The organism is Roseobacter sp. GAI101, from assembly GCF_000156335.1.
Classification (GTDB): Bacteria; Pseudomonadota; Alphaproteobacteria; order Rhodobacterales; family Rhodobacteraceae; genus Sulfitobacter.
In genome coordinates this window covers 57,309-72,401 of the sequence record NZ_DS999215.1, presented here as the reverse complement: position 1 = coordinate 72,401, position 15,093 = coordinate 57,309, and the positions used below count along the sequence as shown (strand labels likewise).

Below are 15,093 nucleotides of genomic sequence, written 5' to 3'. Positions count from 1 at the left end.
CGCTACCTTTTGGTTTACTCTGCCTTTGTCCGAAAACACCGAAGACCGGTTGGGTTAGATTTTCAGCTATCACTATGATTTAGCTCAAAAGAAATGAAGCTAGATGATAAAATAAAACTAGCTTTTTTCATAATGCCAGTCATTTAAAATATCTACACTTGGCGTCAGGCTATTTCTATCTATATCCTGAAAGTCACCGGTCATATCTTTAAGTTTTTTTAGTAGATCGTAATCTCTTTCATAAAAATCCTTGATCTTAACTCTTGTCGCGTTGGATACCTCAATATCAATTTTTCCACTCTCGTTCCGATCTAACGGTGTTAGGACTGCTGGTGTCGCAGTGATTTGGTCAATCCACTTGTATACTTTTTGCAGACCTCGCTCGAATAGAAATACTTTCATGTCCGGTCCAATGAAATCAATCTGCGGCCTTATGTGATTGTCGCATGCATTGGGAGATTCTGCGCACATATCAAAAACTAAGGCAACCCAATCGTCAAACGTACCTTCAAATTCTTTATTCCAGTCGAGTTCTACCTTAATTTCGTCATTGGCTGTCAGTTTTTTTGGGAGTGGATACTTGCTGCCAAGTCTTGTAGCTCGATATCGAAATTCACTTAGCAACCTCTCTAGCGGATCACGAACTATGGAGAAAGATGCGTCGGCAAATCCCTGAGGTATTAGCATCCTGCTAATTTCATATTCTAGGTGCTGGGGTGTTGACTGTGCCCATGGCAACTCTTCTCTCGAATATAGCGCCACCTTTCCTTTTTTTCTCATGTAGTCTGTTATACTCGCCCCACCCGTCTTTGGGACATGAACGAAGTGTAGTAGGCGATGGTTTATTCTGGCGAGTGGCATAAAAGTGGCCTTTTTGTAAAAGAACCTTGTGGGTAATTTCCATCAAGTTTTGACATCATAAACACCGGCCGGTATTGAAACAATCGAAAGCAAACATCCACTTTCAATTTTTTGCATTGCAATGAAGCTGTTCCTGCTGGCCAACTCGGCAGCCAGAGGCTGTATCATGGATGTGCAGAGAGCAACGATCTGTGACTACCGCCAAATTTTTTTGGGGCTGAGATGCACGCTTTCATTGGGATTTGGCGAGTATAATGCGGGAGTCTGCTGAAGTCTGGGTATCTGAGCTGGGCAATGCGGTTTTCAGATATGGTCAGGAATTGAAGCGTTCGTCGAACATGATAGCGAATTGATTGCGGGCGACAAACCATTCTTGGACATTCCAGCCCTCTTTCTCGAAGTTGCGGATTGCCAGATAGATCAGTCTAGTGACAGCCTCTTCGGTCGGGAATGAGCCGCGGGTCTTGATTGATTTGCGGACCCCACGGTTTAAACACTCAATTGCGTTTTTCATGTAAATGATCTCGCGGATCGCCGGGTCGAAGGCACAGAACGGGATCACTTCCTGCGATGCCCGCCGCCTGGTCGGGGGGTAATCTCCCCATTTTTAATGGGGTCCAGCCGTACAATTCAGGCGGCTGTTTTCAGTTTCATGGCGGGTGTCATGCCGCCGATACCCATATTGGGTCGCTCATTGTTGTAAGTCCAGAGCCATTCAGTCGCCTGGTCTTGTGCCTCCTCAATCGTTTCAAAGATATATTGCCCAAGCCACTCGCCGCGAACGGTGCGATTGTAGCGTTCAATATACGCGTTTTGCTGGGGTTTGCCCGGCTGGATGTATTCAAGCCGGATGTTGCGTTTCTCAGCCCATTCCATGAGCTTGCCACTGACATATTCCGGGCCGTTGTCGACACGAATTGTCTGCGGCTGACCTCGCCATTCAATGATCTGGTTCAGGCTGCGCACAACGCGCTCCGCTGGCAGCGAAAAGTCTACCTCGATGCACAGACCCTCGCGGTTGAAGTCATCCAGGACGTTCAGTGTTCGGATTGATCGACCATCCGCGAGCTGATCTGCCATGAAGTCCATCGACCACGTCTCATTTGGCCTGTCAGGCACGGCCAGTGGTTCGGGTTTGTCCCGCTTCAAGCGTTTCCTGGGCTTAATCCGTAGGTTCAGCTCCAACTCGCAGTAGATCCGGTAGACGCGTTTGTGGTTCCAGCCGTAACCCTGCACGTTGCGCAGGTATAAGAAGCATAGGCCAAAGCCCCAACTACGCTTGTTGGCTGTCAGGCGTTCCAACCAGTCAGCGATCTCTTCATTCTCATCGCTCAGAACAGGGCTATATCGAAAGCACGTCTCGCTGATCTGAAACGCGCGGCAAGCCAATGCGATACTGACCCCATGTTGTGCGACTGCGTTCATGGCCATCTCTCTTCGCTGAGACGGCCTCAGCGCTTTTTTCCAAGAGCTTCCTTCAGCAGATCGTTCTGCATGCTCATCTCGGCATACATGCGCTTCAGGCGACGGTTCTCGTCGGCCATGTCCTTCATCTCTGACATCAATGACGCGTCCATCCCGCCAAACTTGGCCCGCCATTTGTAGAAGCTGGCGCTGCTCATGCCATGCTCACGGCACAGCTCAGAAACTGGCACGCCGCCCTCCGCCTGCTTCAAGATCGCCATGATCTGCGCGTCGCTATATCGTCCATTCTTCATCGTAAATCTCCTCAGTTATCTTGCCGAGAAAATTCTACTTTTGAACACCACTAATTTTAGGGAGGATTACCCCGATACGATACCGCAAACCGAACATAGAAATAGACTGCGTACAGGATCACAGATTTCGGATAATGCGCGCCTTTAAAATCAATCATTGTTCTGCTCCCTGCGCCTGTGGCCTTCAAAGACAAACTGCTGCCACATCGTTAGACAGAGAAAAAGCTCGAAAAGTTTGCGACACAACCGGAATGACAGCATGGGCCTTCCGTCCGGCTTTCGCGTCGCGGCATTTGCGCATTCCATTCGCCTTCACCGACGGCTTTGATGCCGGTGCCGTCGATCAAAAGGCGCAGCGACCGCGAAACGGCCAGCTTCCGTTCAGCTCGCGACCTTTTCTTTCACCTCTTCGTTGACCTCAGCGTTTTTCCAGCGCGCCTGAAGTTCTTTGAACGCATCCGCTTCCATTTCCTGCTGGGTGCGTCGTTTGGCGGGCGGTCCAAAGGGAATAGTGGCTTTGTCCAACTTCGCCTTGCTAAACCGCAATTTGCAATCTGACCCGGCAGCATCAATGATCTGTCGTTCAAGCCTCTCGACCTCTGCATTGCGTTCCAGCAGCACCCTATTGCGTTCGTCCAGCTCCGCCTGAATCTCCTCATTAGTGCCATCGGCCGTTTCCAACCATTTTATGATTTGGGACCGTAGCTCTTCTACCTGTTTGATGAAGGGCTCCTGTTCCTTGACAGCTTCGGCCAAAGTCATGCTTTTAACCTCGCCGTTGATGCTGCAAATCACGGATGTCAGTGGGCTTTTGAGGGCTTCCTCAAAGGCAAGGTCACCTTGCGTCAACGCATTATCAAGCATTTCATCAATAACCTGACATTGCAGAAAGGCGCGGGCCTTGTTCAGCTCTTCGACCTTTTTCCGGTTGGTCACCAGCCACTTTTCTTTCGCAAGGCGTTCTGCCTCTGCTTGTTCGGTTGCAGGTATGGCGGCGAGTTCCTCTTCGCTTAGTCGCTTGGAGTTTGACTGTAGTTCGCGCATGATTTCAGTGATTTGGTTGTCAAAAACGCCCATTGCTTCCTGCACATCATCAAGCCCCAGTTTCTTGCCTTTCGCCATTTCATCCCCAAATTGCACAACGACAAAAGGCTTGCCTGACGCGGTCAAAACACCACCCATGCCCTTTTCGAGATCATCAATTGTCTTGTCTGATTTGATCGATCTGGTGTCTTGCGCAAACTCGGTTGCGGCGCTGCGCATTTCGTTCATGGCTTCCTCGCCATAGTCCTTGTCGGTGGCGGTCATAAAGGCACTTTGCGCCAATCCTTCGAGCGACACACGCTTGTCCGGATCATCATGCAATCCCTGTATCAAGCGTCCGAGGGCACCTGATTCCAAAGCCATTTCGTTCCCATGAACTGGTGTGCTCTGCCCAACCATTTGAAGCAGCATGGACCCGATCGCATAGTTGTCGAGGGTTTTGGAAGCCCCTGCCCCGAACTCTTCGGGGGCGATGTACCCGGGCGTAAAGTTACCCAAGTTTTCATGATCGACCTCGCCATCCTCTTTCAGAAACGCTGACTCTCCATAGTCGATGATTTTGACTTCGCCCTCCTTGGTCATCATGATGTTCAGACCCTTGATGTCGCGGTGAATAAGGCCCTGACGCTGCAATTCCCCCAAAGCGGTCGCAGCCTTGCCGACCATATCGCTCTGCATTGCCACACATGCAGCGGGAGGCAGCAATCCAGAGGATGCCAATGCATTTACCGTTCCACTGACTTCGGACATGTCCCCACCGTCAATGAATTCCATCAGCATGTGCATCGAACCGTCTTCGCCACGCGCTGCGCCGTAAAGTTCTGGTATCGCACCCTTATTGGGGCTGTTTTGAGCCCCTTCCTGAGCCCGGTTCATGATCTTCATTTCCTTGAGAAGATCCTCATAGGCTTCCTCGTTGCCGCTATTCGGCGTCTTCATCACCATTTTCTTGCCGGTGTCAGGATTTAAGAACAGGTTCGCGGTACCCAAACCGCCTGATTTCAGTGTCTTGACCTTTTCGTATTTGACCCCGCCCAGCATGACGGTCTGGCCATCTGCGTCGACCTTGTTTGGGGCATCCGCATTGATCTTGGCAATCATTTCATCTGCCATTCCGGAAAACATGTTTTGCTGCTCAGCAGAAACATCCGACAACTCTAGCCCCGGAAACGCCGACGCTAGCATACTCCGCACCAATTGATCTTTGGTCTTGGTCATCAGATCCAACAGCACCGACTGTGGGGTATCCGGACTTTTGAGAATTGCCGACATTTTCTCGCCAGCGTCCTTTGCGACACGCGCGCACTCTGCCTCATTTGGCTTGCCGTTGAGGTCAATAGTCAGATCGTCCAAAAGATCCCCGGGCTCGAACTCCGGCGGTGGTGGTGTGACCTCAATATCGTCGATACCGGTTTGAGCCAGAGCCAATTCATCACGACGCTTTTCCTCCAGATATTGCGCGCGCATTTCCTTGATCCGCTGTTCCTCGCGCATCAACTGCTTGAGTACATCAGCAGCGGGCACAGGCTTCAATCCGCCCTGCAGCGCATCGATCTTTTCATCTTGCGTGTGGTCTTCCATAGGAAAGCTATCGACGGATTTCTTAACAATCAAAATACGCTCTGCATCAGCACGCGCCGTCTGTAGGTACGCCGTCAGTGACCTCGTGTTGGAATACCTGCCTGATTGCGCAGCCAACCGACCCTCCAATGCGTCGACTCGTCGAGCGTACGGCCCAACAATTGCCCCCTGACCCGCATCTTGCAATCGCTGAAACTCTTTCCGGATGCGCGACATCTGACCGCTAATATTGCGCTGGCAGAGGCGCACAGCCTTCGGACCAAGTTCCAGTTCAAGCTCATCAAGCCGAGCATGGTAATCCGGCTCCATGTCAAGGATCGCCTTGCGGTGCTCAAGAGCCTGTTTGAGGTCAGCTTTGTCACTACATGGGGTGATTTCGTCAAGGCGGTTCTTGGCGTCGTCCATTCCGGTGAACCCACTGTCAAAATCCGACACCTGTGCGGAAAATGTTTTTTCTATCAATTCAACGGCTTGACGAATTTCATTCTCGAGAATTTTACCACTTGTGCCTGCATCCGTTGCATTGGCCAACGCCTTGATCTTGTCGAGGTATTTATACGCCCCCTTGAAATCACCCGCTTTTGCCAACTCGTCTGCCTCTTTAAGCGATCCTTCAATCACAAAAAAATTCGAATTGGTGTGGGGCATTTTATCAAAGACGTCCGCCACTTTTTGGCGTCGACGCTGGTAGTTTTCAAACTGCTTTTTGATACTGGCAGACTTGATACGGCCTTTGCCATTTAACGCCGCGTTCAACCAATTTCTCTGATCGTCTTTCAAAGCCATATATAAATTTCCTTATAAAAGTGCAGCGCTAATAACGGACAAGGATTGCCGGCCGCGGGCCGCAACATTGACGGACACGAACGGATTGTTATCGATCACCGAAAAAAACGGATTATTGAGCGTCGCCATGTAGTCGCTCAATGCTGCCTTTGCGGCCGACTTCAGCTTGGTGCGTTCCGGTCCTTCAGGCGTTTGAGTGATCTGATCCAGCTGGTCTTCGAGATGGGTGTCGAACGCATCGAATTCAGCCACCAGCGTATCAGCCGCCTTTACGATGTCCTTCAGGTCTTCGTCATCACTCGCTTGATCCGCCACAGCTTTGCGGAAACTGGACAGGCCGTTTTGCATATCTCTTTTGGCCGAAATCCACATGATGCGGGACTTCTGGAATGCCACGACATTCGTTGGAATATCCGAGGGTGCCGCTTCTTTGCCCAGCAATGCCTCGATCCGCTTGGCGATGGTCGTCGCGCCTGCAAAGTCGCCGGCTTCGGCCTTGTCCAGCGCCATCCCCCAGGCCCCTCGAATTTTTGTCGCTTCCGCATGGTCAGCCTTCAGCGCGGCTGTCACATCCGGCTCCAATGCCGCCTGTAGCTTAAGCCAGGCTGCTTCACCTGCGATCTCACCGACTTCTGCGCTGCGAATTTTCATCACAAAGTTGTTTAGGAAATTAATCTGCTGGTCGTTTAACTTTTCAAGCGCCATAAACCGTCCCCCATCCGTCTTTCATCCGACATTCCCCAAGTAGAATGCTTTCGTCTGCATGTTGCCGCTGTTTAGGTCACCGATCAATCTTTTTGGGTGCGCTGTGCCGGTGTCTGGGCATCCGCCGCGCGAGCTGATCGTGTCTTGCGGTCCAGACGGCAGGGTTGATCCGGATTCTAGGTTGATCAACATTCGCATGGACAGAAAAGTCGAGCCACTTTCGTTCAGGTTTTCTTTCTGGTGCCATCTTGCAAGACCCGAGGCCGAATGTCGCGGCCATGCTCGTTCAGGATGGACGGCCCGGTCGACAGGCGGTCACCCATCAGATCACTCAGTTCGTTGATGGCCGGGGAATAGTTGGTACGGATCGGTTGGTGCGTCGCGCTGTCTTCAGGTTTCCGGCGGCGGCGTCGCGGCAGGCGCGCCTATGTTCATGGCCGCTTCACGTCCCCCGTAACCTTCGATCAGCGCATCCTGATCGGCAAAGGCGAGGTCGTTCATCTCTGCGGGGTCGCATATTTTGCGGAGCTCGGCTTCGAGTTCTGCCAGAGCAGAGGCTGCGTGCGGATCCTTGGCACGGTTTGTCGTTTCTTCCGGATCTTCAGCCAGATTGAACAGTTCAGGGGCGAAGTAGTGGTAGTGGATGAGCTTCCAATCCACCTTGCGCAGCATGTACGCGGCAGAGACTGCGCCGACAGCGTGGTATTCGCTAAAGATCACGCGATCCGTGTCTTCCGGTTCTGCGGCGATATCGTAGAGCGACCGGCCCGGTCGCGTTCCTTCCAGCGAGGCTCCGAAATGGTCAATGATGATCTGCGACACGTCCAGCAGAGTGACGGGCGTAGCACAGGTTGCCGGTTCGGCACCCGGTGCCGCGACGATCAGCGGCACGGCCGCTGATTCCTCGTACATGTTCGATTTGCCCCACAGCCCTCGGGCACAGACATTATCGCCATGGTCGGAAGAGTAGATCACCATCGTTTCGTCGAGAAGGCCATTCTCTTCGAGGGACGCCATCAGCTTGCCAATATTGTCGTCAAGGAAAGTACACAGCGCAAAGTAGCAGGCTGCGGCGAGCCTGCGCTCGGCATCGTCCGTGAACCCCTCGTCGCCCGCCAGCGCAGTATTCTGTTTCTGCACCCATGGGTGGTTCACAAAACCGTCCATCGTATGAAGCTTGAATGGCGGCAGGTCCTCAATCGGATAGAGGTCGAGATATTTTTGCGGCACGACCAGCGGAAAATGGGGAGCGACCAGCCCGACATAAAGGCACCACGGCTCCTCGGGTCGTTTGGCGGCGTTTGCGAACCACTCGGTCGCCCGCGATACCACGGCGGTATCGTAACGGGTATAGTTGCCGTCGCCCGGGCCGATGTAAGGCCCGAGCATCCGGCCCTCCTTGCGGACACGTTCGTCCTCGCGCCGGATGGAGCCCCAGACCATGCCGTGGCCGCCCGCGACCTGCATGGGAATGTGTTCGACATCGAAACCTGCGGGATCCTCGGCGTCGCGGTAATGCAGCTTACCGATGGATTCCACGCGGATGCCCTTGTCCTGCAGCGCATGGCCCCAGCCCCGGGGCTTGCCTGTGTAGGGCATCGCGTTGTCCCAAAGCCGGATATCGTGGACATATCTCCCCGATGCAAAGGCCGCCCGTGCGGGCACGCATATGGGCGACGGGGTGTAGGCGTTGCTGAACCGGATGCCGCGCGCCGCCAGCTTGTCGAGGTTCGGCGTCTTTACAAGCGGGTGCCCGACACACGACAGCGCCTGGTGTTCGTCCGACAGAATGACAAGCAGGTTCTTCGAATTTGCCACAGGGTTCAGTCCTCTGATGTGGGTGTGTCGATAAAGTCGATCGTCTCAGCTGCGCGCGCCAGCGCGTGAATGGCGGGAAAGATCATCTCGCGTTGTGCGGGGGTCAGCGCCACCAGCAAGTGCTGCTGTCTTGCCGCAAATTCGGGTGCGAGGAGCTCATAGGCGGCGATGGCCTTTCCCGTCAGAATAAGCTCGATCTGGCGATGATCTTCCTGGCACGGCACCGTTACGACGTAACCTTCTTCGACAAGAGCATTCACAGTCTTGCTGAACTGGCTCTTGTCGATACCAGTACTCTTGCGGATTTCCGTTGACCGGTTCGACAATCCCATCGCGATCACCCGGATGATCCGCCACTGAGGGAGCGACAGGTTGTCATGCCGTGCCAAGATCGCCCGCGCCTGAGCGGCAAGCCTGTTGCTGAGCTTTGTGATCTGGAACGGCAGCAGAAGCGAAAGGTCGAACCCAGCCCCTTCCGCAATTTCCTTTTCCGCGTCGTCTCTCATGCGTCAGTCCTCCCGCAGTCAGCTTCAACGGACAAAGGTGGAGATGTCAACCTTTTCGTTGATATGTCCACCTTTTGCGGCAAGGCTCAGATCACTTCATCAGGGAGGAAACGATGAAAGAACTTTTCAAGCCGATTGCCATTGCAATCGCCGCAGTTTGCACACCAGCAGTTTCATCAGCAGCCGACTGGACGCCACCGGGGCCCATCACAATGTATATTGGTTTCGCTGCCGGCGGTGGTGCCGATACGCAGGCGCGGCTTATCGCGCAGGGCATCGAGGAGCGATACGGCTGGAAGGTCCTGCCCCAACAGTTGACGGGTAACAGCGGCCTGAGCCTCGCGGCCGAACTGGCGAAAGCACCTGCCGACGGCACGGCGATCGGCATGGTCGTTTCTGAAACGCTGACCTACAGCGCTCTCGCAGCGGGAGCCGATGATATCCAACTCGACAAGTTCACGCCTTTGGCGACAACCGCGAGCTTTGAATTTGGCCTCGTGGCGATGGCGGACGGTGCGTTTGACAGCTGGGACAAAGTTGACGCCGCCGCAAAGGCAGGCAATCCGATCCGCTTTGGCGTGGCGTCGGACCGTCAGGCAGATGTGGCCTACCTGTTCGGCAAGTCGGCAGGGATCAAACTTAACATCGTTCCGGTCAAGGGCGGGGCCGGTGTCATGAACGGCCTGCGCGGCGGTGACCTCGACATCGGTTGGGTTGCCGGAGCACAATCCAAGCCGGTAAAGCAGGGCGAGATGGTCAACATCGCCAGCGGGATCCCGGCGGCTCTAAAGGATTCACCGGATGCCCCCATGATTACCGATCTGGGCAGCACCTTCTACCTTGACGGTTACTTCATGTTCATCGCGCCCGCAAAAATGGACCCGGCGGCCCGATCATCCCTTAGGGCGGCCATAGAGGAGGTCCTCAACGATCCCGCGACCGAAGCGCATACCCTCGTGACCAACGGCTTCGACGGGGCCGACGTAATCACTGGCGAGGCGCTGGACGCCAAGATGAAAGGACTGCTCGAGGACGCCACCAACCTTCTGGACGAAGCCAGCAAGGGTTAAGCACCCCACCGCAGCCGCTTGGAGGAGGTTTGGCTATGCTAGGCGACAGGGCAAATCGTATTCTGGGCGGCTGCGTCATCATTCTGGCATTACTGGCGATTTTCGTCTGGGTCCCGAATGACACTGCAACCGGGATGATCCTTCGGCAGCGCGGTCGCCTGTCGATCGGTGACGCAATGGCACCCATGTTCGCATTCGGCCTGATCGGCCTGGCGGGTATCCTGATCGCGCTTGAGAAAGGGGGCGACCTCCCCGCCTCTCATATCAACCGCACGAATATCAGGTTCCTGACGATCTTCATCGGAATTTTTCTGCTCTCCATCGTCTTGATGCGCTGGTCCGGACCCTTTGTCGTGCTGGTGGCAAAGGCCTTCGAGCTGACCGAACAGAGCTACCGTGATCTGCGCGACACCGTGCCATGGAAATACACCGGCTTCGTCATCGGAGGAACGTTCCTTGTCACAACCATGATGTCCCTGATGTAAAGACGTTTCACCTGGCGGGCCCTGTGGATCGGACTGCTCGCTGTTGCAGGGCTGATCGTCGTGTTCGATCTTCCGTTCCCAGACCTTCTCCTGCCCCCTAACGGTGACGTATGATCGAAGTTCTGAACTATATATGGCTTGGCGTGCTGGCTGTCTTTCAGGGCCCTGAACTGTTCTCGATACTGGGCTACGGCATTCCGGCGTCGCCGGCCATGGTGCTGGGCGGCCTGCTGACCGGCATCGCGGTTGGTGCGACGCCGGGGCTTGCCGGGCCAATGGCGATGGCCATTTCCCTGCCGATCCTGATCTCGATCTTTGGATTTACTCCCGACGCCCTGCTTCCGGTCTTTGGCTTTCTCATCGGGATCATGAAGGGGGCGACAGTCGGCGGCGCGGTGCCCGCGATCCTCTTCAACATGCCCGGTACGCCCGATGCGTTGATGACGACGCTGGACGGTCATCCTATGGCCCAGAACGGCCAGCCGCGTCGGGCGCTGAAAATCGCGCAGCTGTCCTCGGTGACGGGCGATACATTCTCCGATCTCGTTCTGTTCATCTGCGCCCCGTTTCTGGCCGTCTTCGTCGAGGCCTATCTCGACCAGCCAGAGAAGACCGCGCTGTTGATCCTGTCCATTTCCTTCATCGCCGCCGTCATGGGCGGGTCCGTTGGTCGGGGGCTTCTGTCAGTCGGACTGGGTCTGCTCGCGGCATTCGTTGGCACCGGCCAATCCCTGACACCCCGCCTGACCGCTGGCGTGGAAGGACTTTCGAACGGCTTTCCGCTGGTCGCAGCGATCCTGGGCGTCCTGATCCTGGGCGAGATCTTCAAGAGCTTCGAGGACACGATACGAAATGCGGTGCGGAAAGCGAAAGCTGCCGCACCGCCGCCCGTCGGGCTGATAGATGACCTTGAAAAAGGCGACATACGGCGCATCGCACCGCACGTTGCACGCTCCGCCGTCATTGGCACGATCATCGGAGCGCTGCCCGGCGTCGGCTCCACGCTCGCGGCCACGCTTAGCTACACCGTTGGGAGGCACCGCCACGAGAAGACGCACGGCAACGAGGAGCCGCGCTTTGGCTATGGCGCGCCGGAGGGCATCGCCGCCACCGAAGCAGCAAATTCGGCCGTATCGGGGGCGAACCTCATTCCCGTCCTGTCCCTTGGCATTCCGGGCAATGCGGCAGCGGTGTTCTTGATCCTCGCCGCCGACAGCATTGGCGGCTTCAACCCCGGCCCCGCCGTTTTCAATTTCACCTCACCCGACATCAATCCGGAACTGGTGACCGCATTCGGTATCTTCACCCTTATGTCCATCGGCAACCTACTGAACTGGACCATCGGTGGCCGTTTCATGCGATCGATGGGTGTCCTCGCCCGCGTACCGAGCCCGATCCTGCTGCCGGTTGTCCTGCTTTTGACCCTGACGGCGATTTACGTGCAGGAAACGAGCCTGTTCGCCCTATGGGTTATTTTCGCCTTCGGCGTCCTCGGGTATCTGTTCCGCCGCAGCGACATACCCGTTCTGCCGTTCGTGATCGCCTTCATCTTAGCCGGGCCGCTTGAACAGACGGCCCATGAAGCCTTTGCCGCGTCCGGTGGCGATCCTTGGTTCCTATTTCGAAGCGCTACTTCCGTCATATTCATGACAGCAGCCATCGCTTCGGTCGTGCTGCTGGGGCGCGGCCGACAAGCAGGAGGGTGAGATCTTCGTGACCAAGGCAACAGGTTGTGTCCGTCGATAGAAGCGCTGGTACTTTGACAATGGTTCAACGAAGCGTCCTATCAGCCATTTGATTGGAGAGAACTGCAGAAGTGAAGCTGACATTTGCGGGTGAGCGAAACATTTCCAGCTGATTTACGAAGTTTCTGAGCCAAACAGGACCGGTCGTCCCATCACCAGTAAGAATAAAGGGTTTCATTGGTTTGCCTTTTTAAGAAAAGGTACCGCACAGCAGGGGCAGGAAAACAACAAAGGCCGCCGTCGTGCTGTCCTTGCTGTCGCCCGCAAACTTGGCGTCTCGTTCCACCGGATGTTGGCAGATGGCACCGCTTCTCATCCGGCACAGCTGGAGGGCACGGCATGTGACCTCGCCACCAAGACCGGGGATCCTGCCCTGCTCACGCGTCAGATGCCCGAACGGCGGTACCACGGGTCCAAGAGGCTGGACCGGAGCGCAGAAAAACAATGGCTCTATGAGCGGAAGGACACTCTATTTGGGGAGTATCGGCTCATTTCGCCTCAATAGCCGTTAGATATGCGATTTGTCATTTTGCCCGACGACCTCCCGGTTAGGCTGCCAAACAAGAACACTTTTAGAAACCAGCAAGATGAAAGTTCCAGGATGTTGCACTCAAGGGGTCGGGCCGTTCTTTTTGCCTTAGTCTACTTACTTTCGGTCGGCCCAACCAAGGCTGATAGCGGTTGGTATTATATTGGGTTTCTTGGTGTCATGACGGAAAACAGATGGCATGAAACCCTCACCCCTGGCCAACTCAAACTTGCAGACTCCAACCTTGCAGGTCTTGGACTGGGCTGGGATCGCCAAATCGGCACGAGCCGGTTCAGCTATGGCTTTGAACTGCAGACCGTGGGGCATTTCGGTCGGCAGGACCATTTCGAAGTCAACCTGCCACTCATACTGCGCTACACGCCAGATCACCCTGTTCCGAAACAGCTACAGAGCTTGGCCATTGGCCTTGGCCTGTCCCACGCAACGAAAATTCCGCGGGTCGAATTGGATAGAAAAGGCGCGTCGCAGCGCAATTTGGTCTACTGGATGGCCGAGATCGAATTTGCCCTGCGCGAAGTCGAATCGAACCTGTATTTCAGACTGCATCACCGGTCAGATGGCTATGGGTTTTATGATGTCAGCAGCGGGTCCACAGGGCTGGTGGTCGGGTGGCGTACATCATTCTGACCCTGCCCAGACAAAATAGTGATCTGGCACCGGATGTCGGGGCTGAGATTACGTGAAAAGCCCGTCAAATATGACAAGCGCCGCTTGAACGACGATGCTGGATCGAGATCAGGTTCGGAAGCTTGAAAGACTGGCGACGGATCGCCAGTCGATATGACAGATGCCTTAAGGTATTTATGCCTGCAATCGCCCTCGCAGCCACCATCTTGTTCTGTTTACAAATCAATGTATCCAAGTCCGCGCAGGACGCTGAACACCTTCCCGAAAATGAATTTTCAATGACTTGGATGTTGGTTTAAAAACTGATGGTGTAACGAAAGTCTAAAGGCTACTATTTCAACTTCTTGATTTTCAACTTTACTGTGCCTTCGGCGTCTGGTTTTTTTATAGGCAGCTCTAAGGATTCAGCCGCGTTATAGCAGGCGATGCCTTCTTTCTTGCCCAACTTCGCTACGACCTGTTTTACAGCAGCCTTATCCGCATCCTGACACTGCTTCTTATATACATCCCAGGATTTCAATGTGTGCGAAAGAATATTGCGATCAAAGGCCTGCTCGAAATATTTTTTCACATCTGCATCGCTGCCGCCGGCTTTCTCCATGATCTTGGAAAGATCGGCAACCTCCTTTTTCATACTTGAGATCCGGGCCTTGATCCACGAAAGGAGCCAGCGATATTGACCAAAGGCCCGTTTGAATTCATCTTCCTGTTTCGCTTTACCAACAGATCTACTCAATTTCGAGAGCTCGCGCGTTACTTGATCTTTTAAGGTTTTATCCTCTTTATCCAGCTTCTTGACATGCGCATGTATATTATCCGCATTAAATTTAGCGTACTCCTTTCTAGATTTCAAAATTTCTTCATCAATTTTTGCACGATCTTTCTTATTCTTCGCACCCTTTTCTTTGATTTTCGCTTCCTTATGGTCATCAAATTTTTTCTGAGCAAAAGCATCAATCTCTTTTATATCCAATCGAAGGATGTCGATCATAATATCAATGGAATCCAGGAATTCCCTATGTTTTTCCTTCATTACGATATTGCGAAATCTCTTGAGTTCAGCGAGCAACACTTTGCCCTCAGTAAAAACCGGATCTTTATTCAATTTCGATAGATCAGTTTCTTTGGTTACAAGGCTTTCGATTTTGCCCATTTTGTCTTTTTTGCTACTTTTCGCATATTTGACGATTAGTGCATCCACTGGCGCTTTGGGGAGACTCTTTGGCTTATTCTTTTTCCACCAGCCAGGGTTGATGTCCTTTGGCTTTTGCATGTAAATACTCCTTCTGTTAAATTAGATATCTTTCGCCATCTCGGATCCAGAAAACTCATAAAATTTGAGCCGCAGAAACTAGCCGCACATTCGGGGCCTTGTCGGTAATTCAGCGGATATCTTCTCAAGTGACCGTTATAATGTTGGCAAGGTCGCCTGAATCTGCTTGCCGATCAAGCTTTAATCTCTCCGAGCATTGACCGCGTTCGCGGAAACGAGCGGAGCCGGTTGCATCGGGCCGCAAACCCGCGTCATCGTGGTCCGGCTGCCAGTCACATTGGACAATCCGACGGTAAATTGTGTTCAAAAGCGTCCGAATTTCAC

Annotated in this window: 11 protein-coding genes and 4 pseudogenes; 5 read left to right on the top strand and 10 right to left on the bottom strand. The window is 53.9% G+C overall.

Annotation, left to right across the window (positions count from 1 at the left end; all coding sequences use genetic code 11):
* Nucleotides 1-117: 117 nt before the first annotated feature.
* The 9 genes and pseudogenes from RGAI101_RS19635 to RGAI101_RS19600 all read right to left on the bottom strand — a co-directional run bounded on the left by RGAI101_RS19635 (nucleotide 118) and on the right by RGAI101_RS19600 (nucleotide 9,019).
* Nucleotides 118-861: a sulfotransferase family 2 domain-containing protein gene (locus tag RGAI101_RS19635; protein ID WP_037230318.1), complete on the bottom strand. Its 744-nt coding sequence runs from the start codon at nucleotides 859-861 to the stop codon at nucleotides 118-120.
* Nucleotides 862-1,174: 313 nt separating this feature from the next.
* A pseudogene (locus RGAI101_RS19630) lies at nucleotides 1,175-1,450 on the bottom strand (transposase); the annotation flags it as partial.
* A 41-nt stretch (nucleotides 1,451-1,491) separates the two neighbouring features.
* Nucleotides 1,492-2,579 (bottom strand): IS3 family transposase gene (locus RGAI101_RS19625; protein WP_085980080.1). Its coding sequence is split into 2 segments (ribosomal slippage): nucleotides 1,492-2,318 and nucleotides 2,318-2,579, totalling 1,089 coding nucleotides; the frame shifts between segments, so codons are not numbered across the junction.
* A 71-nt stretch (nucleotides 2,580-2,650) separates the two neighbouring features.
* Nucleotides 2,651-2,737, bottom strand: a pseudogene (locus RGAI101_RS21985) (IS6 family transposase); the annotation flags it as partial.
* 135 nt (nucleotides 2,738-2,872) lie between these two features.
* Nucleotides 2,873-2,971, bottom strand: a pseudogene (locus RGAI101_RS22715) (IS5/IS1182 family transposase); the annotation flags it as partial.
* Complete coding sequence (locus RGAI101_RS22710) at nucleotides 2,961-4,664, bottom strand: serine/threonine protein kinase (protein ID WP_441295900.1); 1,704 nt, start codon at nucleotides 4,662-4,664, stop codon at nucleotides 2,961-2,963. The pseudogene RGAI101_RS22715 and the gene RGAI101_RS22710, both read right to left, overlap by 11 nt.
* Nucleotides 4,665-6,002: 1,338 nt before the next feature.
* On the bottom strand, nucleotides 6,003-6,695 hold the full coding sequence (locus tag RGAI101_RS19610) for a hypothetical protein (RefSeq protein WP_008230032.1): 693 nt from the start codon (nucleotides 6,693-6,695) through the stop codon (nucleotides 6,003-6,005).
* Nucleotides 6,696-7,085: 390 nt separating this feature from the next.
* The gene (locus RGAI101_RS19605) at nucleotides 7,086-8,513 is read right to left on the bottom strand and encodes a sulfatase-like hydrolase/transferase (protein ID WP_008230126.1); all 1,428 of its coding nucleotides are present in this window, start codon (nucleotides 8,511-8,513) and stop codon (nucleotides 7,086-7,088) included.
* A gap of 5 nt (nucleotides 8,514-8,518) precedes the next feature.
* Nucleotides 8,519-9,019 carry a MarR family winged helix-turn-helix transcriptional regulator gene (locus RGAI101_RS19600; RefSeq protein WP_008230116.1) on the bottom strand — a complete coding sequence of 167 codons (501 nt, stop codon included), beginning with the start codon at nucleotides 9,017-9,019 and terminating at the stop codon, nucleotides 8,519-8,521.
* A 113-nt stretch (nucleotides 9,020-9,132) separates the two neighbouring features.
* Between RGAI101_RS19600 and RGAI101_RS19595 the strand changes: the two genes are divergently transcribed.
* From RGAI101_RS19595 to RGAI101_RS22505, 5 genes and pseudogenes are all read left to right on the top strand, one after another.
* Nucleotides 9,133-10,089 (top strand): tripartite tricarboxylate transporter substrate-binding protein, encoded by a 957-nt coding sequence (locus RGAI101_RS19595; RefSeq protein WP_083792097.1) that lies wholly within the window; start codon nucleotides 9,133-9,135, stop codon nucleotides 10,087-10,089.
* A gap of 35 nt (nucleotides 10,090-10,124) precedes the next feature.
* Nucleotides 10,125-10,574: a hypothetical protein gene (locus tag RGAI101_RS19590; RefSeq protein ID WP_008230070.1), complete on the top strand. Its 450-nt coding sequence runs from the start codon at nucleotides 10,125-10,127 to the stop codon at nucleotides 10,572-10,574.
* 110 nt (nucleotides 10,575-10,684) lie between these two features.
* On the top strand, nucleotides 10,685-12,280 hold the full coding sequence (locus RGAI101_RS19585) for a tripartite tricarboxylate transporter permease (protein ID WP_008230102.1): 1,596 nt from the start codon (nucleotides 10,685-10,687) through the stop codon (nucleotides 12,278-12,280).
* Between the two features lie 553 nt (nucleotides 12,281-12,833).
* The gene (locus tag RGAI101_RS19580; RefSeq protein WP_157044762.1) at nucleotides 12,834-13,496 is read left to right on the top strand and encodes a hypothetical protein; all 663 of its coding nucleotides are present in this window, start codon (nucleotides 12,834-12,836) and stop codon (nucleotides 13,494-13,496) included.
* Nucleotides 13,497-13,535: 39 nt separating this feature from the next.
* A pseudogene (locus RGAI101_RS22505) lies at nucleotides 13,536-13,714 on the top strand (IS5/IS1182 family transposase); the annotation flags it as partial.
* A gap of 113 nt (nucleotides 13,715-13,827) precedes the next feature.
* Here the strand turns inward: RGAI101_RS22505 and RGAI101_RS19575 are convergent.
* Complete coding sequence (locus RGAI101_RS19575) at nucleotides 13,828-14,769, bottom strand: hypothetical protein (protein ID WP_008230062.1); 942 nt, start codon at nucleotides 14,767-14,769, stop codon at nucleotides 13,828-13,830.
* Between the last annotated feature and the right edge of the window lie 324 nt (nucleotides 14,770-15,093).